The following is a 20,924-nucleotide window of genomic DNA, read 5'->3' as shown; positions in this document are numbered from 1 at the left end:
TCCTTAAATAAAACCAGAAATAATGTTAATTAATAAGGAAAGCACGGTTACGTTGAAAATAAAGGCGACAATGCTATGAATCCCGCCTAACACTCGCCCCGCTCGGGAGGAAAACATCACATCGGCCGTTTGTGCTGATGTGCCGATAATCAAGGCGGTGTAGATAAAATCATAGTAATTTGGCTCGGTTTGATAGCCATTTTGCCCGTTGCTTTGTGGAATTTGCAGTGGCATTGGCTCACCGCTGACTTTCGCGTGATAGAATAAATGGGCGTAGCGAATCGCAAACAAAATATGGATCACCAACCAAGAAAGAAAAATGGAAATAATCGCTAAGGTGATATGCCACGCCTTTTCCATTGGCGGGAGATTTTGTGCAATGCTCACTAAGCGAACCAATGCCACGATACATGCGATAATGATCACGCTTACAATTAAAAACATTGCTTTTGTGCCAGTTTGACGTTCTTGAAGTATCGCGGTCATTTGTTCACGGTGGCGATGTTGTTGGCGAATTGTCCAAAATGTCCAAAATAAATACAGGCTCATTCCCATATCCCAAGAATAAATGAGATCGGTACTAATATCGCCTTGCGAAAGTAGGCGAAACGCCATAAAAGAGAGAACCACCAAGATCAAACTGGTGAAAAATTTAATATGCTGTTTTAGCATTTTTTGCATTTTGCTTTCCTTGTATGCCTAAATTTAGGCAGAAATTATAAAAAATTCGCGAAAAAACGACCGCACTTTGATTTACACAAGGCGGCCATTTTGATTTAGTCGCTTAATTTGGAACGATCTCGCACCGCGCCTTTATCTGCTGAAGTAGCGAAATAGCCGTACATTTTGAGTGCGAAAGACACTTCACGCTGACGATTTACAGGCTTCCAGCCTTTGGCATTTTGCTCTGCTCGGCGTACGCTCAATTCTTCCTCGCTAACCAATAATTGGATTGAACGGTTTGGAATATCGATCTCAATGGTATCGCCGTCTTTCACCAAGCCGATTGTCCCGCCTGCTGCGGCTTCTGGCGAGCAATGCCCAATGGAAAGCCCCGATGTGCCGCCCGAAAAACGCCCGTCCGTTAATAAGGCACAGGCTTTGCCTAAGCCCATTGATTTCAAATAGCTGGTTGGATACAGCATTTCTTGCATACCCGGTCCACCTTTTGGCCCTTCGTAGCGGATAACCACCACGTGTCCCGCTTGCATTTTGCCGCCGAGAATGCCGCTTACCGCATCTTCTTGGCTTTCAAAGACAATGGCTTTGCCGGTGAATTTCAAAATGGATTCGTCCACCCCTGCGGTTTTAACGATACAGCCGTCTAAGGCGATATTACCAGAAAGCATTGCTAAGCCGCCATCTTGGCTATAAGCAAAGGCTTTACTGCGAATACAGCCATTCTCGCGATCGTCATCAAGGCTGTCCCAACGGCAATCTTGCGAAAAGGCTTGAGTGGTGCGAATACCCGCAGGCCCTGCACGATAGAATTGGCGAATTTGTTCATCTTGCGTGAGCATAATGTCGTATTTGGCAATTTGCTCAGCTAGGCTTAAACCTAATACGGTGCGAGTTTGGTTATCAAGCAATCCTGCACGATCTAACTCGCCAAGGATCGCCATAATACCGCCTGCACGATGCACATCTTCCATATGATATTTAGCCGTATTCGGGGCGACTTTGCTTAAGCAAGGCACACGGCGGGAAAGGCGATCAATATCTGCCATTGTGAAATCCACTTCCGCTTCTTGAGCTGCGGCGAGTAGGTGTAACACGGTGTTGGTTGAACCGCCCATTGCAATATCTAAGCTCATTGCATTTTCAAACGCAGGCTTAGTGGCAATGGAACGTGGCAATACGGATTCATCATCTTGCTGATAATATTTATTGCACAGTTCGACAATTTGTTTGCCTGCGTCTAAGAAAAGCTGTTTACGATCAGCGTGGGTCGCAAGGCAAGATCCATTGCCAGGTAGGCTTAAGCCTAAAGCTTCGGTTAAACAGTTCATTGAATTTGCGGTGAACATTCCTGAACAAGAACCACAAGTTGGACAGGCAGAACGCTCAATGGTTTCCACATCAGAATCTGATACATTTTTATCCGCACTTTGCACCATAGCGTCCACTAAATCCAATTTGATGAGCTGATCGGAAAGTTTGGTTTTTCCCGCTTCCATCGGACCGCCAGAAACGAAAATCGTTGGAATATTCAAGCGCAATGCTGCCATTAACATTCCTGGGGTGATTTTATCGCAGTTAGAAATACACACCATTGCGTCTGCACAGTGAGCATTCACCATATATTCTACGCTATCGGCGATTAAATCACGGGAAGGCAAGGAATACAGCATTCCGCCGTGTCCCATTGCGATCCCATCATCAACCGCAATGGTGTTAAACTCTTTCGCCACCCCGCCTGCTTGCTCAATTTGCTGAGCCACCAGCTGCCCGATGTCTTTAAGGTGAACGTGACCAGGGACAAACTGGGTGAAAGAATTGACTACGGCGATAATCGGCTTACCAAAATCATTTTCTTTCATTCCTGTGGCGCGCCACAAGGCTCTTGCTCCAGCCATATTGCGACCTTGTGTGCTGGTCGCGGAACGTAATTTAGGCATAATCTCTCCAAACTTTATTAATATTATAATTTGTGTTTGCGGGCGAACATTCCGCCCAATAATAAACTTAGTGTAAATCTAGCACGTCGGGCAATTTAACTAATTGATTAATAAGCAATTCAACCTCTCTTTCACTTTGCACCTTGAGCTGTAAATGGAGCGTTTTTTCTTGCGTTTCGCTGTGTAATGAAATCACTTCAAAGCCACGATGACGCACCACACGCAATAAACGCTCTAAGGTTTCTGGGCGGCGATTCGCTGTAATAACTAATTGATATTGTTGCATAATTTCCCCACTTTTTATTCCATTATTGTTCTAACATATCCACATTGCACGCATTGGGTGGCACAAGTGGCCATACGTTTTCTTCTGCAGGGATACAAATATGTAATAAATACGCCCCTTCGCTCGCGAACAAACGGTCTAACGCCGCTTGCACTTCCTCGCCCCGTTCAATGCGTTCCCCTTGAATGCCAAAGGCTAAGGCGAGGGTAACGAAATCAGGGTTATCATCTAAAATCGTATTACTATGGCGTGCTTGGAAGAACAGGGTTTGCCACTGACGCACCATTCCTAAGCGTTGGTTATCCAGCAAAATTATTTTGATTGGTGTTTTTGCCCGCTTAATCGTACCGAGTTCTTGCACATTCATCATTAATGAACCATCGCCCGTTACCAAAATCACTTCATCTTGTGGACGGGCTTTTTTCGCCCCAATCGCTGCAGGCAAGCCAAAGCCCATTGTGCCGAAGCCTGCGGAGGTGATGAAATTTTCAGGGGCATAATGTTGCATATGCTGAGCCGACCACATTTGATGTTGCCCCACGTCCGTGGTAACAATGGCGTTTTTATCTTTTTGCTGTGAAACGCTGTGGATTAACCACCAAGGATTAATTGGTTGGTTGCCGTGATTTTCTGCATAACGGAAATCAAATTGTTGTTTTAATTGATTAATTTCCTTATGCCAATCCGCAAGATCCAACTTCACCGTGAGGGCGTGGAAAATTTCGCTGAGATCACCACGCAATGCCACGTCAGGACGGCGTAGTTTGCCTAATTCTGCCACGTCAATATCACAATGAATCACTTTGGCATTTGGGGCAAAGGTGTCTAATTTCCCTGTTACCCGATCATCAAATCTTGCCCCGAACACCAATAATAAATCCGATTCTTGTGTCGCTAAATTGGCGGCTTTGGTGCCGTGCATTCCAACCATTCCCATATAATAAGGCGTATCAGGCAAAATCGCCCCCAAGCCTTTTAGCGTTGAAATGCTTGGGATTTCGCTCACAGCCAAAAATTCACGCAAGGCAGGCACCGCGTTCGCCATTCCCACGCCGCCGCCCACATAGACAATCGGGCGTTTTGCATTTTTCAATAACTCAAGGGCTTGTTCGACTTGCGAATGATCAAGTGCGGTCGGTTTTTCAACAGGAATGGTGAAGGGTTTGAGATCCGTTTCAGCAAATTGAACGTCTTTAGGAATATCAATTAACACGGGGCCAGGGCGACCACTTTGTGCGATTTGAAAGGCTTTGGCGATAATTTCAGGAAGTTCGTCAATGCTTTGAACGATAAAACTATGCTTGGTACAAGCTAGCGATAATCCCAACACGTCAGCCTCTTGGAATGCGTCCGTCCCAATTAATGACGTTGCCACCTGTCCCGTTATTGCCACCACAGGAATGGAATCCATTAACGCATCACCTAATCCTGTGATTAAATTAGTTGCACCTGGGCCTGAGGTAGCAATGCACACCCCCGTTTTCCCGCTTGCTCTGGCATAGCCAATCGCAGCCATCGCAGCTCCTTGTTCGTTACGACATAAAATATGTTCAAGCCCTGAATCATAAATGGCATCATAAACAGGCATTATCGCCCCACCTGGGTAGCCAAACACCACATCAACATTATGGGCTTTCAAACATTCTGTTACTAATCTTGCACCATTCATCTTTCACCTACTTCATTGATTAATCACTTATAAAAAAAGCCTCTCGAGGGTCTCTGCGAGGGGCTTTCTAATCTGACAAGTTAAGTTATAAATTTACTCTAGTTATTAGCAAGCCAAAACCCCGCGATGAGAACCACCACGAGGTTAATAATAATGCCAATAAGAGAGTGAATTTTTGTCATTGTTTGTGTTGAATTTACATAAATTAAATTACTGGGTGTTATTGATACCATATTTAGCATAGAAATCAAGGGATTTTTTCAATTTCGCAATCGTTTTCTTTAAAACATGGGAAAAGAAAAGTGCGGTGCAAAAAATATCAAAAAATCCTACCGCACTTTTAAACTTGTGCAAATTGCTAGAATAAAAATCGTCAAGCTCCTGCTAGCGGGCTGGCACATAGGATTGCTCTTACAATTAGCTGAATAATTTCATTCGATGAAAATAAAAGCAGTTTCCCCATAAATTTGTTATGATAACGCCATTCTATTTAGGGAGTTTAACAATGCAAAATCAACCATTCCGTGCCGTTGTTTCTGATTTAGACGGCACGTTACTCAACGGAAATCACGTTATCGGTGATTTCACCATTGAAACCCTTGAAAAACTGGCACAAAAAAAGATTGATATTATCCTTGCCACTGGGCGAAGTCATCAAGATGTCGCTCACATTCTCGGTAAAGTGAAGCTTGATAACGCGGTGATGATTACCTCAAACGGTGCAAGGGTGCATAACCTGCAAGGTGAGTTATTATTAAGCAACAGCCTGCCTGAGGACATTGCCCTTGAGATAATGCAAACCCCGTACGATGAAAAAAATGTTTTCGTCAATAGCTATCAAGATGAAGGCTGGTTTATTAGTTTAGATTTGCCCGAGTTGGCGAAATATCATCAAGATTCTGGCTTTAGCTATCAGGTGGTGGATTTTCAGCACCACCACGGGCGTGGCACGGAGAAAGTGTTTTTTATTGGACGCACCGCTGCTGATCTCGCTCCTATCGAACAGCATTTAAAACAACGCTTTGGCGATGCCATTTACCTCACCTACTCCACACCGCAATGCTTAGAAATTATGAATAAAAATGTGTCAAAAGCCACCGCACTTGTACAGGTAATCGCCCCGCGTGAATATGGCTTAACTGCCTGCATCGCTTTTGGTGATGGAATGAACGATGTGGAAATGCTCAGCGAAGTGGGTAAAGGCTGCATTATGGGCAACGCCGATCCTCGCTTAAAACAAGCCTGTCCGCAGTTAGAGCAAATCGGTTTAAACCGCCACGAAGCCGTGGCAAGCTATTTGCGTGCGACCTTTGGTCTGTATTAAGTCAGAAAGCAGGTAAAAATGGCGATTTGGCAATCTTTACTCATCATAAGTAGCGGTGCGGCAATCGGGGCTTGCACCCGTTGGTGCTTGAGCGAATTGCTAAATCCGCTGTTTTCTTTTCTTGCCTTTGGCACGCTTATTGCCAATTATCTTGGCTGTTTTTTAATCGGCATTTTGATCGCCTTACTTTGGCAATATCCGCAAGTTTCTAGCGAATGGCGATTATTTTTAATCACTGGATTTTTAGGCAGCCTCACCACCTTTTCTTCCTTTTCTGCTGAAGTGGTGAATGATTTTTTAACAGAAAAATGGGCAACCGCTGTTATTGTGATTGCCCTGCATTTAGGCGGAAGCCTGTTCTTTACCTTGTTGGGCGTGCTGTTGTGGCGGGCTGGGAAATAAAGGCGTTAATCATTTCTAAGGCTTGAGTGCGAAGCGGATCTCGTTCAAATAAAATTTCGTGTTTCGCATTTTCTAGCGTGATAAGTTGCCCTTGCGGTAAGCAGCTAACTAATTTTTCAAGTCGGTCATTTGCTACGATTTTTTCTTTGCCCGCTTGCAACACCAACACGGGAATTTCAATGCGTGGCAGGATTTTTTCCAGCCCCTTAATCGCCGTTAAACACAAATGCACCCAGCGAAATGTTGGACCTCCAAGGCTTAATTCAGGAAAATAGCGATTGATACGGTTCATCCATTTCATTCGCGTTTTGCAAAAACTTAGCTCATTGTGCTGTAAGTTGGCGGGCTTATAAGGGGCTTTGCCGAATACATAACGCTGTCCTTGTCCAAACAGCATCATCAAACTAATGATCAGCTCATCACGCAATAAATGCTTGGTTGGCAAGCCAAAAAAGGGCGAAGAAAGCACCGCTCTTTGAATATGATGATCATAGTTCGCTAAATAATACGCCGAAATCAGCGAGCCTAAAGAATGAGCGAGCAGATATTGTTGCGAATAAGCATAATGGTGAGTGATTTGCTTGATGACCGCGTCCATATCTTCACAATAAAAGCGAAATTCATCAATATAGCCTTTGTCTTTATCCGCTAATAAACGCTGTGAATAACCCTGCCCGCGGTGATCGAAAAGCAGCACATCATAACCCCATTGATAAAAATCATAGGCTAATTCTGACCATTTGAGAATATTCTCAGCACGCCCATTGACTAAAATTAGCAATTTTTTTACCGCACTTTGCTGATGCACAAAATGCCGATAGGCAATTTGGCAACCCTGTTTACCCGTTAAATATTGGATGGGAAATTGATCCACAAAGGGCATTAACTGTTGCAACGCAAAGCGACAAAAATGGGGTTCTCTATGAGGATGGCAATTTTGCATTGATTTTATCCATTTACAGTGATAATCGATATCGTATTTTACTCTTCTTTATGCTCAGGGTAGAGTGTAGCACCTTTAGCCAACATTCTAAGTTGTAAAATAACACGTTCTTGTAGCTCACAGCGTTCTTGTTTATGCATATCTAATGCATTTGCTCCAGCCGTAAATACCAATGTAACAAAGCCTTCAGCTTGAACATAGGCAAGATAATAGGGATCACCATTTTTTTGGGTAATATACTCGGTGAGTTCATCAATAAAATGTTTAATTTCACGAGCAGTAGCTGTACGAAATGCTTGTGATGTTCCTGAACTTTCACGCAGTAGAAGTCGGAAATAGTTAGGATTATGGGTAATAAATTCAAAGAAGGTATTAACGGAAATGGCAATAACACTGCCACCATTTTCCAAGCGTTTTCGTGCTTGTCGCATTAATTGACGTAGCATTAGCCCAGCTTCATCGACCATTTCTAAGCCAAGTTCATCCATATCTCGGAAGTGACGGTAAAAAGAAGTGGGGGCGATACCCGCTTCTCTAGCTACTTCTCTTAGGCTGAGATTAGAAAAACTTTTTTCAGCACTAAGCTGATTAAACGCTGCTTCAATTAATGCCCGTCTTGTTTTTTCTTTTTGAAGTGCTCGAATACCAACCATTTTTATCCTTCTTAATTTATTCTCCAAGGGCTAAGATTTGCTTTATTTGTGTACTAATCGTATTGGCAACTCTTTCATAACGAAGCTTTAATGGTGAGCCTGGTCGGTAGATTAGTGCAATAGTGCGAGAAGGTTCGGGAACACAAGGAAGATATTTTACTCCTGTTCTACTCCCTTCGTTTAATACGGCAAGCTCAGGCATTAAAGTGATTCCAGCATTGGCAGAAACCATATTGCGTAAGGTTTCAAGGCTGGTGGCTTGGAAATGTGGATTTTCTTTTGCTCCTGCGGTGAAGCAATAGCCAAGAGCTTGATCGCGTAAGCAATGCCCATCATCAAGCACTAGCATTTCGCAGCCTTTGAATTTGTCCATTGGAATACTGTTCTCTTTTGCCCAAGGATGCTCTTGTGAAATTGCAAGCAACATTTTTTCTTTAAATAATGGCACTTCAATAAAGGCTTCGGTTTCTGGCACGGTGGCAAGAATAGCACAATCTAAGCGTCCACTTTCGAGCTGTTCCAATAGTTGGTGTGTTTGTGCTTCATATAAAAATAATTCCAAATCAGGGAAGGTTTGTTTGAGGAGTGGCATAATATAAGGTAGCAAGTAAGGTCCTAAAGTTGGGATCATTCCGATATGCAATGGTCCTGTCATTTCTTTACCTTGATTGCTTGCCATTTCTTTAAGTAATTTCACTTCACGCAATACGGTGCGCGCTTGATCCACGAGTAATAAGCCCGATTGGGTAAACAGCACTTTACGGCTGGTGCGTTCTAATAAAATAATGCCCAGTTCGTCTTCCAGTTTGCGAATTTGTCCACTTAAGGTAGGCTGGCTAACGTGGCAGGCATCGGCGGCACGGCGGAAATGCTTGTGTTCAGCCAGTGCGACTAAATATTCTAAATCTCGGATATTCATTATTTCCTCTCATTATAGAAAGAATCAATTAAAAGGATAGGTATTAATCGTTTGTAACTATATCACGATTTTCACTATAATTCACCCCGTCAATAAGAAATCATTATTTTAATCATAATAGGAGAAAGATTATGACAGCAACAATGGAAGGAAAAAAAGTTCCTCAAGTGACATTCCATATTCGTCAAGGCGATCAATGGGTTGATGTAACCACTTCAGATTTATTTGATAACAAAACGGTCGTGTTATTTTCATTACCGGGTGCATTTACCCCAACTTGTTCATCAACACACTTACCACGTTATAACGAATTAGCGTGTGAATTCAAAGCATTAGGTGTGGACGATATTATCTGTTTATCTGTAAATGATACTTTCGTAATGAACGCGTGGAAAGCGGATCAAGAAGCAGAAAACATCACCGTAATCCCTGATGGTAACGGTGAATTTACTGAAGGTATGGGTATGCTTGTGGATAAAGATGACCTTGGCTTTGGTAAACGTTCTTGGCGTTATTCAATGCTTGTGCGTAATGGCGTGGTGGAAAAAATGTTCATCGAGCCAAATGAGCCAGGCGATCCGTTCAAAGTGTCTGATGCAGATACAATGATCAAATACTTAAAACCTGATTGGCAAGCAAAACCTTCAGTGTCTATCTTCACTAAACCGGGCTGCCCATTCTGTGCGAAAGCGAAAGGGTTGTTAAAAGTGAAAGGTTACACCTTTGAAGAAATCGTGTTAGGTCGTGATGCAAGCACTATTTCTGTGCGTGCAATTACTGGTAAAACCAGTGTGCCACAAGTATTCATCGGTGGGGAGTACATCGGTGGTAGCGATGATTTAGAAAAATACTTCGCAGAATAATATTTAGCACTATAACATAAATTAGAACCTCTTATAAATTTTGGCTAATCCTTGTGATTAGCCTTTTTTATTGCCTTAATAATGCGGTGGCGGGGTTTCTTCTGCTTGGCTTGCGATATTCGAGGGCTGTAAATCTTTCAATTTGGCAGCGAGATGACGCAACTGCATTTTTTCAATGATGAATTGTTGATCAATCAGGGCTTGGTTTAATTCTTCAATGGCGTGTTCCTGAAATGCCACTTTTGTTTCTAATTCGGCAATTTGTTTTGCTTGCTCAACTTGAATTTGCATAAATAATCCTTAAATAAAGGTTGTTAAATTGCACAATACAATTTAACCTATCGAAATCATTCGATCATTATAAAGGATTACAAAAAATGTTAAAAATTCAAAAATATTCACTGATCACGCTCGCATTAAGTGCGGTGGTTTCTAGCACCGTTTTTGCTGATCAAGCAGCGGACAAAAAATTCAATTATGAAGCCTCTTATGCTGTGGGTTATGCTACTGGGAAACAATTCCTTGAAACCTTAATCAACGATCAAAAAGATGTGATCAATTACGACAAAGCCCGCGTATTACAAGGCGTGAACGATGCTTTAGAGGGCAAAGGGGATTTAACGGATCAACAAATCCAAGAAAAATTAAAAGCCATTGGCGACAAAGTGTATGAAGCACGTCAAGCGAAAGTACAAGCTGAAAACGAAAAATTCACCGCGGACTTTATGAAAAAAGAGGGTGCGAAAAAAACCGCTTCAGGCTTAATGTACCGCATCGAAAAAGCGGGGACAGGTGAAGCGATCAAACCTGAAGATATGGTGAAAGTGCATTACACAGGAAAACTGGCTGATGGCACGGTGTTTGACAGCTCAGTGCAACGCGGTCAGCCAGCAGAATTTAAATTAAATCAAGTGATTAAGGGCTGGACAGAAGGGCTGCAATTAGTCAAAAAAGGCGGCAAAATTGAATTGCTCATCCCCGCTAATTTAGCTTATGGTGAGCAAGGTGCGGGTCCAATTCCGCCTAACTCTACCCTTTATTTTGATGTGGAAGTATTAGACGTAACCCCTGAGAAAAAATAAGAAAAAAACCACCGCACTTTGTATCCATTGAAAGAAAAGTGCGGTGGATTTTTCCATCATTTTGAGATAAACCCAATGCTAACGGATAGACGCCCTTTTACTGATGAAGATCGTGCGATTTTGAATTCCTATGTGGCGGTGGTGGACGGCGTGAGTGCCTTAATCGGCAGTCATTGCGAAATCGTGCTACATTCTCTCGAAGATTTTGAACATTCTGCCATTTGCATTGCCAATGGGCATAACACTCACCGCAAAGTGGGATCGCCCATCACGGATTTTGCCCTAAAATCCCTTAAAACAATGCAAACGGAAAATGTGTCCAAACCTTATTTCACCCGAGCCAAAGGCACGGGGCTGATGAAATCGGTAACCATCGCCATTCGCAATCGAGAAAAACGCATTATCGGTTTACTGTGCATCAATATTAATCTCGATGTGCCCGTTTCGCAGTTTATTCAGGCATTAATGCCCGATTCCGAACAACATTTAGCCTCTGACGTGAATTTTGCCAGCTCCGTAGAAGAGTTAGTGAGCCAAACCATTGAACAAACGGTAGAAGAAATTACTGCTGATCGTCTTGTGGCGAACAACAATAAAAACCGTCAAATCGTGCTTTCGCTTTACGAAAAAGGGATTTTTGACATCAAAGATGCCATTAATCTGGTGGCAGAACGGCTCAATATTTCACGCCATACGGTGTATTTATATATCCGTCAAATCAAGCAGGATGAGGCAAAATAATGCGGTATGTATTGGCGATAAAACAGCCCGTTTATGGCTCACAAGGGGCATTTTTAGCCTACCAATTCGCACAAGCCCTACTCGAAAAGGGGCATCAAATCAGCCAAGTGTTTTTCTTCCAAAATGGCGTAAGCAACGGCAATGGCTTTGTTTACCCTGCCAACGATGAATTTAATCTTCAACAGGCGTGGCAAACTCTCAGCCAACAGCACCAAATCCCGCTTCATTTGTGCATTGCCGCCTCGCAACGGCGTGGCGTGGTGGATGCGTTAAGTAGCAAAGACAAACAGCAAAGCAATCTCGCTGACGGCTTCGTACTCGCAGGCTTAGGGGAATTTAGCCAAGCCGTATTAACCGCTGACCGAGTGATAACCCTATGATTAAATTGGCATTTGTATTTACCCAAGCCCCCTATGGCACAGCAACGAGCCGCGAAGGGCTAGACGCACTGCTCGCCGCCACCGCTTTTTGTGATGAAAGTGAAATTGCGGTTTTTTTCCTTGATGACGGGGTTTTCAATATCCTTGCCAATCAGCAAAGCGAACAAATTTTGCAAAAAAATTTCACTCAAGCTTTCAAATTGCTGGATTTATACGACATCGAACAGCGTTACCTGTGCCACCAATCGGTGCAAGCCTTTCAGCTTGAACAGGCGAATTGGCTGCTTGATTGTGAAATCTTACCGCGTTCCGCATTAATCGAAAAATTACAACAAGCAGAAAAAGTGCTGACATTTTAACTCTTGATTTATTGGAAATACCGATGCTTTATACTTTTGCTAAAGCTGATTACGACAGCCAAACCCTCACCCGCCACTTCGCTCATCTCACCCCGCAGGATTGTCTTGTGTTATGGCAAGACGGCGTACTCCTCCCTCTCAAACACCCCGCCCTTTTTGCCCGACTAAGCGTACCTTGCTACGTGTTGGAAAATGATCTCACCGCCCGAAACCTCCACGAAATCCTACTGCACTTTACGGATAATAAAACAGATAACGAGGCGGATAAGAAACAAAGCAAAGTGCGGTCAATTTCTTTAACCGATTTTGTGGATTTAACAGAAAAGTATTTCCCGCAGGTGGGGTTGTAAGGCTTCTATGGAAGAATAATAATTAGCGGAATGGTTAAGGTTTTCCCTAACAAAACAAAGTGCGGTGGGATTTTTTTTTGTGTTTTTTATTGCGAAAAAACATAGTGGAAATTACACCGCACTTTTTGCTTTTAGGGGATTTTAGTTGGCATAATCCACTAAAACATCGCTTTCTTTAATAGTATCACCATAAATCGGCAGTAGGGTTTTGTCGTAGGCTTGTTTGAGTGTGCCGTTTTTGCCGAGTTTGACTATTTCGTCATTGAGCCAGTTTAAGAGTTGGGTGTCGCCTTTTTTCACTGCGGGGGCGATGAAATCTTGATCGCCGAGGTTTTTAATGCCTACGGTGAAGCCTGGGTTTTCTTTTGCCCACGCGAATAATAGGGTGTTGTCGTGGGCGAGGGCATCGCCACGTCCGTCGCGGAGGGCTTCAAAGGTTTCGGTGTTTTGTTCAAATTTTAATAGCTTAATATTCGGGTAGTTTTTGCTGAAATAGGCATCGGCGGTTGTGCCTTTGTTTACCAGCAATGTTTTACCCTCAAGCTGTTTCACGTCGGTGATCACCGCCCCGTCTTTGGACACCACGCCCAATGCCACTTGCATATAAGGCTTGGTAAAATCCACCACTTCTTGGCGGGCTGGGGTTACGGTGAAATTGGCGAGGATAATATCCACTTTGTTTGATTGGAGATATTCCACGCGGTTCGCCGCTTCCACTAGCACATATTGCACCTTGTTTTCATCGCCGAGCAAATCTTTGCCGATAGCTTTGGCAATTTCCACATCAAAGCCTTGGCTTTCGCCTTGATTATCCACATAGCCGAACGGCGGTTTGTCGCTGAAAACGCCAATGCGAACCGTGCCATTTTTTTGTAGGGCTTAGATCCGATTTTCGGCATTTTCTTTGTCATTACAAGCGGTTAGTCCGAGTGCAAATAAGCTGGCGGCAAAAAGTGCGGTGAGTTTTAGACGATGTTTTTCTTAGCCTTGACATTGCACGCATTCAAGATTAAAATTCGGCGTCTATCTATTCTAAGATAGAGTAAAAAGTAAACATTCTTTTATGAATAACATTTAATAAACTGGAGCTTTTTTAATGGCAACTATCAACCAGCTAGTACGCAAACCGCGTGTTAAAAAGGTTGTAAAAAGCAACGTTCCTGCATTAGAGGCTTGCCCGCAGAAACGTGGCGTGTGTACTCGTGTGTACACAACTACACCTAGAAAACCGAACTCAGCATTACGTAAAGTATGCCGTATTCGTTTAACAAATGGTTACGAAGTAACTTCTTATATCGGCGGTGAAGGTCATAACCTTCAAGAGCACAGCGTTGTGCTTATCCGTGGCGGTCGTGTTAAAGATTTACCGGGTGTGCGTTATCACACTGTACGCGGTGCATTAGACTGTGCTGGCGTTAAAGATCGTAAACAAGGTCGTTCTAAATACGGCGTGAAACGTCCTAAAGCTTAATGGTTCTCCGTTAAGTAAGGCCAAACGCTAATTAAATTAAATAATTATCATAAACTCCAGTAAACGTAAGCTCTCTTACACAACAGAGTTTTGGATAATCCTGAAGATTAAAAAACGGAGAAATTGCAATGCCACGTCGTCGTCGTATTGAACCACGCAAAATTCTTCCAGATCCAAAGTTCGGATCAGAATTACTTGCGAAATTTATTAATGTATTAATGGTAGATGGTAAAAAATCTATCGCCGAATCTATCGTTTATGGTGCGTTAGAAACTTTATCTCAACGTACAGGTAAAGAAGCTTTAGAAGCTTTTGAAATCGCATTAGAAAACGTTCGTCCAACTGTTGAGGTTAAATCTCGTCGTGTTGGTGGTTCGACTTATCAAGTGCCCGTTGAAGTACGCCCAACTCGTCGTAACGCATTAGGTATGCGTTGGATTGTTGAAGCAGCTCGTAAACGTGGTGATAAATCAATGGCTTTACGTTTAGCAAACGAATTATCTGATGCTTCTGAAAACAAAGGTGCAGCAGTGAAAAAACGTGAAGACGTTCACCGTATGGCTGAAGCCAACAAAGCGTTTGCTCATTACCGTTGGTAATTTTTTATTCAAACGATTGCTAGGCTTCATCTCATTTTGTGCGGTGAAGCCTTGTGCATATTTAAAATTTTAATTTATTGATTCCAAGCAAGGAAATCAAACAAGGAAATAATAATGGCTCGTGTAACTCCTATTGAGCGCTATCGTAATATCGGGATTAGTGCTCACATTGATGCTGGTAAAACAACAACCACAGAGCGTATTCTATTCTATACAGGTGTTAGTCACAAAATTGGTGAGGTGCACGATGGTGCAGCTACCATGGACTGGATGGAACAAGAACAAGAGCGTGGTATTACCATCACTTCTGCGGCAACAACGGCTTTCTGGTCTGGTATGTCGCAACAATACCCACAACACCGTATTAACGTTATCGACACGCCGGGACACGTTGACTTTACTATCGAAGTAGAACGTTCAATGCGTGTTCTTGATGGTGCGGTAATGGTGTACTGTGCAGTAGGTGGTGTTCAACCTCAGTCTGAAACGGTATGGCGTCAAGCAAATAAATATAAAGTACCTCGTATTGCGTTCGTAAATAAAATGGACCGTACAGGTGCAAACTTCCTACGCGTTGTTGAGCAAATCAAAACTCGCTTAGGGGGAAATGCTGTCCCTCTTCAACTTCCAATCGGGGCTGAAGAAAATTTCAAAGGTGTTGTTGACCTGATCAAGATGAAAGCAATTAACTGGAATGAAGCGGATCAAGGTATGACATTTACCTATGATGATATTCCTGCAGATATGCTTGATTTATGTGAAGAGTGGCGTCAAAATTTAGTTGAATCTGCTGCTGAAGCTTCAGAAGAGTTAATGGAAAAATACCTTGGCGGTGAAGAATTAACTGAAGAAGAAATCAAAGGTGCACTTCGTCAGCGTGCATTAGCGACAGAAATCATTCTTGTAACCTGTGGTTCTGCGTTCAAGAACAAAGGTGTACAAGCAATGCTTGATGCGGTAATTGATTACTTACCAGCACCAACAGACATCGCTTCAATCAAAGGGATTAACCCTGATGAAACTGAAGGCGAGCGTCACGCAGATGATAATGAACCGTTTGCAGCACTTGCATTCAAAATTGCAACCGACCCATTCGTGGGTAACTTAACCTTCTTCCGTGTGTATTCTGGTGTGGTTGAGTCTGGTGCAACCGTATTGAATTCTGTGAAAGATAAACGTGAACGTTTTGGTCGTATCGTACAAATGCACGCTAACAAACGTGAAGAGATCAAAGAAGTTCGTGCAGGAGATATTGCAGCAGCGATCGGCTTAAAAGATGTGGGTACAGGTGATACATTATGTGCAGTTGATGCACCAATCATTCTTGAACGTATGGAATTCCCAGAGCCAGTAATTTCTGTTGCGGTAGAGCCAAAAACAAAAGCTGACCAAGAGAAAATGGGCTTAGCGTTAGGACGTCTTGCACAAGAAGACCCTTCATTCCGTGTTCATACTGACGAAGAATCAGGTGAAACCATTATTTCTGGTATGGGTGAGTTACACTTAGATATCATCGTTGACCGTATGAAACGTGAGTTTAAAGTGGAAGCAAACATCGGTAAACCACAAGTATCTTACCGTGAAACTATCCGTACTCGCGTGAATGATGTTGAAGGTAAACACGCAAAACAATCTGGTGGTCGCGGTCAATATGGTCACGTTGTTATCGACTTGTACCCATTAGATCCAGAAGGTCCAGGTTACGAATTTGTCAACGAAATCAAAGGTGGTGTAATTCCGGGTGAATATATCCCAGCGGTTGATAAAGGTATTCAAGAGCAACTTAAATCTGGTCCATTAGCGGGCTACCCAGTAGTAGATTTAGGTGTACGTTTACACTTCGGTTCATACCACGATGTGGACTCATCTGAGTTAGCATTTAAACTTGCAGCTTCTATTGCATTCAAGGCCGCGTTCAATAAAGCAAACCCAGTATTACTTGAGCCAATTATGAAAGTGGAAGTTGAAACTCCACCAGAGTATGTGGGTGATGTAATTGGTGATTTAAGCCGTCGTCGTGCGATGGTAAATGGCCAAGAAGCAAGTGAATTTGTTGTTAAGATCAACGCAGAAGTTCCACTTTCTGAAATGTTTGGTTATGCGACAGATCTTCGTTCACAAACTCAAGGTCGTGCATCATACTCAATGGAGCCATTGAAATATGCTGAAGCACCTGCAAGCGTTGCTGCGGCAGTGATTGAAGCACGTAAAAAATAATTTAATCAATGTTCCGTAGCCATTGGGCTGCGGAACAATAAACAAAGGAAACATTAGCAATGTCTAAAGAAAAATTTGAACGTACAAAACCGCACGTAAACGTGGGTACAATCGGCCACGTTGACCATGGTAAAACAACTTTAACAGCAGCGATCACCACAGTATTAGCGAAACACTACGGTGGTTCAGCACGTGCATTTGATCAAATTGATAATGCACCAGAAGAAAAAGCACGTGGTATCACCATCAACACCTCACACGTTGAATACGATACCCCAACTCGCCACTATGCACACGTTGACTGCCCAGGACACGCGGACTATGTTAAAAATATGATCACTGGTGCGGCACAAATGGACGGTGCAATTCTTGTAGTAGCAGCGACAGATGGCCCAATGCCACAAACTCGTGAGCACATCTTATTAGGTCGCCAAGTAGGTGTACCATACATCATCGTATTCTTAAACAAATGCGATATGGTAGATGACGAAGAGTTATTAGAATTAGTAGAAATGGAAGTGCGTGAGCTTCTATCTCAATATGATTTCCCAGGTGATGATACTCCAATCGTACGCGGTTCAGCGTTAAAAGCCTTAGAAGGTGATGCACAATGGGAAGAAAAAATCCTTGAGTTAGCAAACCACTTAGACACTTACATTCCAGAGCCAGAGCGTGCGATTGACCAACCATTCTTATTACCAATCGAAGACGTATTCTCAATCTCAGGTCGTGGTACAGTAGTAACAGGCCGTGTAGAGCGTGGTATTATCCGCACGGGTGATGAAGTAGAAATCGTAGGTATCAAAGAAACTGCGAAAACTACCGTAACAGGTGTTGAAATGTTCCGTAAATTACTTGACGAAGGTCGTGCGGGTGAAAACATCGGTGCATTATTACGTGGTACAAAACGTGAAGAAATCGAACGTGGTCAAGTATTAGCGAAACCAGGTTCAATCACACCACACACAGACTTCGAATCAGAAGTTTACGTATTATCAAAAGAAGAAGGTGGTCGTCACACTCCATTCTTCAAAGGTTACCGTCCACAATTCTATTTCCGTACAACTGACGTAACAGGAACAATCGAGTTACCAGAAGGCGTGGAAATGGTAATGCCAGGCGATAACATCAAAATGACAGTAAGCTTAATTCACCCAATCGCGATGGACCAAGGTTTACGCTTTGCGATTCGTGAAGGTGGTCGTACAGTAGGTGCGGGTGTGGTAGCGAAAATCATCAAATAATGATGATTGCTAGGTAGCACTAGAAAGTTAAGAGAGGGCATCGAAAGATGCCCTTTTGTTTTGCTTGGATTTTGCAATGAAAAATTTGGAAAAAATGACCGCACTTTTGTTATAAAAGAATAAATAAAGTGCGGTATAAATTTTATGAGTTTTTTCTTTGCGCAGATTTATGTCCTTATTGTATGAAATCGTGAAAATTTCTCTTATTTTTAATAGGCAATAAAATAAGAAAATGATACAATTCACCGTTCGAAGTATATCCCAATATAAAATTAAATAATGGATAAACATTATGGCGTTAGACATTCATAAACATAAACATGCTCAAGGGGCGGAAAGTAATCAAAAGTCAAAAGGGCTAAATACGTTTTTGTGGCTATTGGCAATCTGCATTATTGTTATTTCTGCGGTAGGCAATATTTATTTTGCTAACCAATTTTCTACTCCAATTCGAGTTGTTGGAATCGTAATTTTATTACTTATTACTCTTGTTATTCTTGCAATAACTAATCAAGGTGTAAAAGCAAGACTCTTTTTGAGAGATTCATATACAGAATTAAGAAAAATTGTTTGGCCGACTCGTCAAGAGGCAATGCAGACAACCTTAATTGTGGTGACTGTTACGGTTATTGTTTCTCTAATCTTGTGGGGGCTTGATTCTATTATTGTTTCTGTAATTAATTTCTTAACAAATTTGAGGTTCTAAAATGGCAGAGAATACAGCAAAGAAACGCTGGTATGTGTTACAAGCATTTTCTGGCTTTGAAGGCCGTGTAGCAGCAACATTACGCGAATATATTAAATTGCACCAAATGGAAGAGCAATTTGGTGAAGTCTTAGTGCCTACCGAAGAAGTGGTTGAAAATGTCGGGGGTAAACGCCGTAAAAGTGAGCGTAAATATTTTCCAGGTTATGTTTTGGTACAAATGGAAATGAACGATTATACTTGGCAGCTCGTGCGTAGTGTGCCTCGTGTAATGGGTTTTATCGGCGGAACGCCAGATAAACCAGCACCAATCAGCAATCGCGAAGCGGATATTATCTTAAATCGACTTGAGCAAAATTCCGACAAACCAAAACCAAGAACTGTCTTCCAACCGGGTGAAGAAGTGCGTGTTAAAGAAGGACCATTTGCTGACTTTAATGGTACGGTGGAAGAAATTGATTATGATAAAGGGCGTTTAAAAGTGTCCGTTTCTATTTTTGGTCGAGCGACTCCTGTGGAGCTTGAATTTAGTCAGGTAGAAAAAAATAGTTAATATACAAAAGGTAAGCTAAGGCTTACCTTTTTCTTTGGGTTTATTTGGGTGAATAAAATGAAAAAATATCTAGGGCTATTTCTGCTTGCAGGGCTTTGTTCTTCACCGCTCTTGGCAGAAGATTATATTGTGTTTTCTTGTTTTACGGCGAAAGGTAAGCAAATTGCCTTAATAGAAAGCGAGGGATATTATGAGTACAGTTTTGGCAAACCAGGCAAGCCCGAGTTAGTTTTTAAAAACAAAATTGCTGATGTTGAAGCGCGTTCTGAAAAATGGAACGGCGTAGGATCTTATTGGGAAGCCTATAACCTCAAAAATGGGCAATATTATTATGTGGTGTATAAATCGGAAAACCGTGTGAGCGATGAACATGAGTTCAGCGGAGGGGTAACGGTTTCTAAAGGCGATAAAGAAATCGCAACGGTTTCTTGCGAACGGTTTTAAAAAACAGTAAAAAAACGACCGCACTTTAAGGAATAAAGCCGTTACTTTATTCCTTTTTCAACAATCGGATAATTTCTTCTAACTGCCGAATTTCTTTTTCTTTTTGTTTTAGAAGCTCTTCTTTGTGCGTGATGATAAGTTTGAGTTTTTCGTTTTCTTGTGCAACGGCATCGCTGTTTGCGTAATATACGGAATTATTTTGGCTATTTTCACTGAATAAACAAAAAAATCCTTTTTCCGTTGCTGAGTATAGTTCAGAAACGTTAATGTGGAAAATTTCAGCGATCTTTTCTAATTTTTCTAAACTTAATTTTGAAATGCCGCGTTCTAGCTTTGAATATCCATTTACTGAAATCCCCAACTTCTCTGCCATTTCTTCTTGGGTAAATTGACTGATTTCTCGCATTGTTCTCACTGTTTCGTGGATTTTCATATTTTATACCTTAATTGTGTAATTTTTCATACTGAATGGTTAATTTTCAATACGGTGTGTTGGTGGTAATAATTAAATTAGAAAGTAAACTTTACCATAATACACTGATACTATGGAGAGAAAAAATGAGAAAAGCTATATTAAAATTGATTTTAACTTCAAGTCCAATCTTATTATCAGGTTGTGTATCGTTTCCAGAATACAGACCAATACAATTAACAAATGAAGCCAAAAGTATTACTACAACAGATGCTACACCATATGGTTGTAAATCATTAGGTGATATAGAAGGAGAGGATATGTTATCTTCTCAAGAAATGGCGTATCAAGTGACTTTTGAAATGTTAAGAAAAAGTGCTTTTAATGATTTACGGAATAATGCTGTTCATATTGTTGGAGCTAACAAATTAGGTGTTTTGAAAATTAATAGTAGTAGAAAATCTTGTTTCACGAAAGATTGCCAACCTGTTCTCCCTAAGAGTTATTGGTTTTCAGCAAGTGTTTTTTCGTGCGGAGATAAATAATACACTTGCTTAAAAAATATAAAAAACATATAATCCACGCCCTACCACGAGCAGCCATCTTGCTCGTGGTTTTATGTAAAGCATCTTTGATGTGTTTCAATTAACGGGGAGCTGAAAAGCGTTATCACCCATAACGAGGAAATT

Annotated in this window: 25 protein-coding genes and 1 pseudogene; 16 read left to right on the top strand and 10 right to left on the bottom strand. The window is 41.9% G+C overall.

What is annotated here, in order from left to right:
- Window positions 1–3: 3 nt before the first annotated feature.
- From HBL79_RS09950 to ilvG, 4 genes are all read right to left on the bottom strand, one after another.
- On the bottom strand, window positions 4–681 hold the full coding sequence (locus HBL79_RS09950) for a DUF1345 domain-containing protein (protein WP_017806653.1): 678 nt from the start codon (window positions 679–681) through the stop codon (window positions 4–6).
- 95 nt (window positions 682–776) lie between these two features.
- On the bottom strand, window positions 777–2,618 hold the full coding sequence (gene ilvD, locus HBL79_RS09945; protein WP_035686387.1) for a dihydroxy-acid dehydratase: 1,842 nt from the start codon (window positions 2,616–2,618) through the stop codon (window positions 777–779).
- 67 nt (window positions 2,619–2,685) lie between these two features.
- Window positions 2,686–2,904, bottom strand: coding sequence for an acetolactate synthase 2 small subunit (ilvM, locus tag HBL79_RS09940; protein ID WP_017806655.1), 219 nt, complete (start codon window positions 2,902–2,904; stop codon window positions 2,686–2,688).
- Window positions 2,905–2,926: 22 nt separating this feature from the next.
- Window positions 2,927–4,573 carry an acetolactate synthase 2 catalytic subunit gene (gene ilvG, locus HBL79_RS09935; protein ID WP_017806656.1) on the bottom strand — a complete coding sequence of 549 codons (1,647 nt, stop codon included), beginning with the start codon at window positions 4,571–4,573 and terminating at the stop codon, window positions 2,927–2,929.
- Between the two features lie 505 nt (window positions 4,574–5,078).
- Here ilvG and HBL79_RS09930 point away from each other — a divergent pair.
- Complete coding sequence (locus tag HBL79_RS09930) at window positions 5,079–5,897, top strand: Cof-type HAD-IIB family hydrolase (RefSeq protein ID WP_035686384.1); 819 nt, start codon at window positions 5,079–5,081, stop codon at window positions 5,895–5,897.
- Window positions 5,898–5,915: 18 nt separating this feature from the next.
- Window positions 5,916–6,299 (top strand): fluoride efflux transporter CrcB, encoded by a 384-nt coding sequence (crcB, locus tag HBL79_RS09925; RefSeq protein WP_035686381.1) that lies wholly within the window; start codon window positions 5,916–5,918, stop codon window positions 6,297–6,299.
- On the opposite strand, the gene HBL79_RS09920 is transcribed toward crcB, so the two are convergent.
- The 3 genes from HBL79_RS09920 to oxyR are packed head-to-tail and all read right to left on the bottom strand — an operon-like array spanning window position 6,259 to window position 8,814.
- Window positions 6,259–7,242 carry an alpha/beta fold hydrolase gene (locus HBL79_RS09920; RefSeq protein ID WP_035686376.1) on the bottom strand — a complete coding sequence of 328 codons (984 nt, stop codon included), beginning with the start codon at window positions 7,240–7,242 and terminating at the stop codon, window positions 6,259–6,261. The genes crcB and HBL79_RS09920 overlap by 41 nt on opposite strands.
- Before the next feature lie 38 nt (window positions 7,243–7,280).
- The gene (gene fabR, locus HBL79_RS09915) at window positions 7,281–7,895 is read right to left on the bottom strand and encodes an HTH-type transcriptional repressor FabR (RefSeq protein WP_035686373.1); all 615 of its coding nucleotides are present in this window, start codon (window positions 7,893–7,895) and stop codon (window positions 7,281–7,283) included.
- A 16-nt stretch (window positions 7,896–7,911) separates the two neighbouring features.
- The gene (gene oxyR / locus HBL79_RS09910) at window positions 7,912–8,814 is read right to left on the bottom strand and encodes a DNA-binding transcriptional regulator OxyR (protein WP_017806662.1); all 903 of its coding nucleotides are present in this window, start codon (window positions 8,812–8,814) and stop codon (window positions 7,912–7,914) included.
- Between the two features lie 131 nt (window positions 8,815–8,945).
- On the opposite strand from oxyR, the gene HBL79_RS09905 reads away from it, so the two are divergent.
- Window positions 8,946–9,677, top strand: coding sequence for a glutathione peroxidase (locus HBL79_RS09905; RefSeq protein WP_017806663.1), 732 nt, complete (start codon window positions 8,946–8,948; stop codon window positions 9,675–9,677).
- A 75-nt stretch (window positions 9,678–9,752) separates the two neighbouring features.
- Here HBL79_RS09905 and HBL79_RS09900 read toward each other — a convergent pair whose 3' ends face one another.
- A complete protein-coding gene (locus tag HBL79_RS09900) occupies window positions 9,753–9,968 on the bottom strand; it encodes a SlyX family protein (protein WP_017806664.1) in 216 nt (71 codons plus the stop codon).
- An 86-nt stretch (window positions 9,969–10,054) separates the two neighbouring features.
- Between HBL79_RS09900 and HBL79_RS09895 the strand changes: the two genes are divergently transcribed.
- The 5 genes from HBL79_RS09895 to HBL79_RS09875 all read left to right on the top strand — a co-directional run bounded on the left by HBL79_RS09895 (window position 10,055) and on the right by HBL79_RS09875 (window position 12,589).
- Window positions 10,055–10,759 (top strand): FKBP-type peptidyl-prolyl cis-trans isomerase, encoded by a 705-nt coding sequence (locus HBL79_RS09895; protein ID WP_035686371.1) that lies wholly within the window; start codon window positions 10,055–10,057, stop codon window positions 10,757–10,759.
- Between the two features lie 75 nt (window positions 10,760–10,834).
- Complete coding sequence (locus HBL79_RS09890; RefSeq protein ID WP_035686369.1) at window positions 10,835–11,500, top strand: helix-turn-helix transcriptional regulator; 666 nt, start codon at window positions 10,835–10,837, stop codon at window positions 11,498–11,500.
- Window positions 11,500–11,880 (top strand): sulfurtransferase complex subunit TusD, encoded by a 381-nt coding sequence (gene tusD / locus HBL79_RS09885; RefSeq protein ID WP_035686366.1) that lies wholly within the window; start codon window positions 11,500–11,502, stop codon window positions 11,878–11,880. Before HBL79_RS09890 ends, tusD begins: the two co-directional genes overlap by 1 nt.
- Complete coding sequence (tusC, locus tag HBL79_RS09880; protein WP_035686360.1) at window positions 11,877–12,239, top strand: sulfurtransferase complex subunit TusC; 363 nt, start codon at window positions 11,877–11,879, stop codon at window positions 12,237–12,239. The genes tusD and tusC overlap by 4 nt, the downstream gene beginning before the upstream one ends.
- Window positions 12,240–12,262: 23 nt before the next feature.
- Window positions 12,263–12,589, top strand: coding sequence for a DsrH/TusB family sulfur relay protein (locus HBL79_RS09875; RefSeq protein WP_046097274.1), 327 nt, complete (start codon window positions 12,263–12,265; stop codon window positions 12,587–12,589).
- Between the two features lie 141 nt (window positions 12,590–12,730).
- Here HBL79_RS09875 and HBL79_RS09870 read toward each other — a convergent pair.
- Window positions 12,731–13,552, bottom strand: a pseudogene (locus HBL79_RS09870) (cysteine ABC transporter substrate-binding protein); the annotation flags it as partial.
- A gap of 133 nt (window positions 13,553–13,685) precedes the next feature.
- Between HBL79_RS09870 and rpsL the strand changes: the two are divergent.
- From rpsL to HBL79_RS09835, 7 genes are all read left to right on the top strand, one after another.
- Window positions 13,686–14,060, top strand: coding sequence for a 30S ribosomal protein S12 (rpsL, locus tag HBL79_RS09865; RefSeq protein WP_017805438.1), 375 nt, complete (start codon window positions 13,686–13,688; stop codon window positions 14,058–14,060).
- A 128-nt stretch (window positions 14,061–14,188) separates the two neighbouring features.
- Window positions 14,189–14,659, top strand: a complete 471-nt coding sequence (gene rpsG / locus HBL79_RS09860; protein WP_011609791.1) for a 30S ribosomal protein S7 — start codon at window positions 14,189–14,191, stop codon at window positions 14,657–14,659.
- Window positions 14,660–14,773: 114 nt separating this feature from the next.
- Entirely contained in the window at window positions 14,774–16,876 is a 2,103-nt protein-coding gene (gene fusA / locus HBL79_RS09855; RefSeq protein WP_035686355.1) for an elongation factor G, read from the top strand.
- A gap of 59 nt (window positions 16,877–16,935) precedes the next feature.
- Window positions 16,936–18,120: an elongation factor Tu gene (gene tuf / locus HBL79_RS09850; protein ID WP_035689535.1), complete on the top strand. Its 1,185-nt coding sequence runs from the start codon at window positions 16,936–16,938 to the stop codon at window positions 18,118–18,120.
- A 292-nt stretch (window positions 18,121–18,412) separates the two neighbouring features.
- Window positions 18,413–18,826 (top strand): preprotein translocase subunit SecE, encoded by a 414-nt coding sequence (gene secE / locus HBL79_RS09845; protein WP_017807502.1) that lies wholly within the window; start codon window positions 18,413–18,415, stop codon window positions 18,824–18,826.
- Window position 18,827: 1 nt separating this feature from the next.
- A complete protein-coding gene (gene nusG, locus HBL79_RS09840) occupies window positions 18,828–19,379 on the top strand; it encodes a transcription termination/antitermination protein NusG (RefSeq protein WP_017807503.1) in 552 nt (183 codons plus the stop codon).
- A 57-nt stretch (window positions 19,380–19,436) separates the two neighbouring features.
- Entirely contained in the window at window positions 19,437–19,823 is a 387-nt protein-coding gene (locus tag HBL79_RS09835; RefSeq protein ID WP_017807504.1) for a hypothetical protein, read from the top strand.
- Between the two features lie 46 nt (window positions 19,824–19,869).
- Here HBL79_RS09835 and HBL79_RS09830 read toward each other — a convergent pair whose 3' ends face one another.
- Entirely contained in the window at window positions 19,870–20,256 is a 387-nt protein-coding gene (locus HBL79_RS09830; protein ID WP_035686336.1) for a helix-turn-helix domain-containing protein, read from the bottom strand.
- A gap of 125 nt (window positions 20,257–20,381) precedes the next feature.
- On the opposite strand from HBL79_RS09830, the gene HBL79_RS09825 reads away from it, so the two are divergent.
- Window positions 20,382–20,780 (top strand): DUF4156 domain-containing protein, encoded by a 399-nt coding sequence (locus HBL79_RS09825; protein ID WP_051128079.1) that lies wholly within the window; start codon window positions 20,382–20,384, stop codon window positions 20,778–20,780.
- Window positions 20,781–20,924: the final 144 nt, after the last annotated feature.

Source organism: Avibacterium paragallinarum (assembly GCF_011765605.1).
Lineage (GTDB): Bacteria > Pseudomonadota > Gammaproteobacteria > Enterobacterales > Pasteurellaceae > Avibacterium > Avibacterium paragallinarum.
Note: the sequence above shows the minus strand (reverse complement) of the source record. Positions and strands in the feature narration are given on the sequence as shown.

Bases quoted from the DNA above. Each gene is read 5' to 3' on its own strand.
- HBL79_RS09950 (WP_017806653.1), bottom strand. From the start codon at position 681: ATGCAAAAAATGCTAAAACAGCATATTAAATTTTTCACCAGTTTGATC.
- HBL79_RS09890 (WP_035686369.1), top strand. From the start codon at position 10,835: ATGCTAACGGATAGACGCCCTTTTACTGATGAAGATCGTGCGATTTTG.
- HBL79_RS09920 (WP_035686376.1), bottom strand. From the start codon at position 7,242: ATGCAAAATTGCCATCCTCATAGAGAACCCCATTTTTGTCGCTTTGCG.
- rpsG (WP_011609791.1), top strand. From the start codon at position 14,189: ATGCCACGTCGTCGTCGTATTGAACCACGCAAAATTCTTCCAGATCCA.
- HBL79_RS09905 (WP_017806663.1), top strand. From the start codon at position 8,946: ATGACAGCAACAATGGAAGGAAAAAAAGTTCCTCAAGTGACATTCCAT.
- rpsL (WP_017805438.1), top strand. From the start codon at position 13,686: ATGGCAACTATCAACCAGCTAGTACGCAAACCGCGTGTTAAAAAGGTT.
- HBL79_RS09825 (WP_051128079.1), top strand. From the start codon at position 20,382: ATGAGAAAAGCTATATTAAAATTGATTTTAACTTCAAGTCCAATCTTA.
- secE (WP_017807502.1), top strand. From the start codon at position 18,413: ATGGCGTTAGACATTCATAAACATAAACATGCTCAAGGGGCGGAAAGT.
- HBL79_RS09835 (WP_017807504.1), top strand. From the start codon at position 19,437: ATGAAAAAATATCTAGGGCTATTTCTGCTTGCAGGGCTTTGTTCTTCA.
- tusD (WP_035686366.1), top strand. From the start codon at position 11,500: ATGCGGTATGTATTGGCGATAAAACAGCCCGTTTATGGCTCACAAGGG.
- nusG (WP_017807503.1), top strand. From the start codon at position 18,828: ATGGCAGAGAATACAGCAAAGAAACGCTGGTATGTGTTACAAGCATTT.
- crcB (WP_035686381.1), top strand. From the start codon at position 5,916: ATGGCGATTTGGCAATCTTTACTCATCATAAGTAGCGGTGCGGCAATC.
- fusA (WP_035686355.1), top strand. From the start codon at position 14,774: ATGGCTCGTGTAACTCCTATTGAGCGCTATCGTAATATCGGGATTAGT.
- HBL79_RS09895 (WP_035686371.1), top strand. From the start codon at position 10,055: ATGTTAAAAATTCAAAAATATTCACTGATCACGCTCGCATTAAGTGCG.
- fabR (WP_035686373.1), bottom strand. From the start codon at position 7,895: ATGGTTGGTATTCGAGCACTTCAAAAAGAAAAAACAAGACGGGCATTA.
- oxyR (WP_017806662.1), bottom strand. From the start codon at position 8,814: ATGAATATCCGAGATTTAGAATATTTAGTCGCACTGGCTGAACACAAG.
- ilvG (WP_017806656.1), bottom strand. From the start codon at position 4,573: ATGAATGGTGCAAGATTAGTAACAGAATGTTTGAAAGCCCATAATGTT.
- ilvM (WP_017806655.1), bottom strand. From the start codon at position 2,904: ATGCAACAATATCAATTAGTTATTACAGCGAATCGCCGCCCAGAAACC.
- HBL79_RS09830 (WP_035686336.1), bottom strand. From the start codon at position 20,256: ATGAAAATCCACGAAACAGTGAGAACAATGCGAGAAATCAGTCAATTT.
- ilvD (WP_035686387.1), bottom strand. From the start codon at position 2,618: ATGCCTAAATTACGTTCCGCGACCAGCACACAAGGTCGCAATATGGCT.
- HBL79_RS09930 (WP_035686384.1), top strand. From the start codon at position 5,079: ATGCAAAATCAACCATTCCGTGCCGTTGTTTCTGATTTAGACGGCACG.
- HBL79_RS09900 (WP_017806664.1), bottom strand. From the start codon at position 9,968: ATGCAAATTCAAGTTGAGCAAGCAAAACAAATTGCCGAATTAGAAACA.
- tusC (WP_035686360.1), top strand. From the start codon at position 11,877: ATGATTAAATTGGCATTTGTATTTACCCAAGCCCCCTATGGCACAGCA.
- tuf (WP_035689535.1), top strand. From the start codon at position 16,936: ATGTCTAAAGAAAAATTTGAACGTACAAAACCGCACGTAAACGTGGGT.
- HBL79_RS09875 (WP_046097274.1), top strand. From the start codon at position 12,263: ATGCTTTATACTTTTGCTAAAGCTGATTACGACAGCCAAACCCTCACC.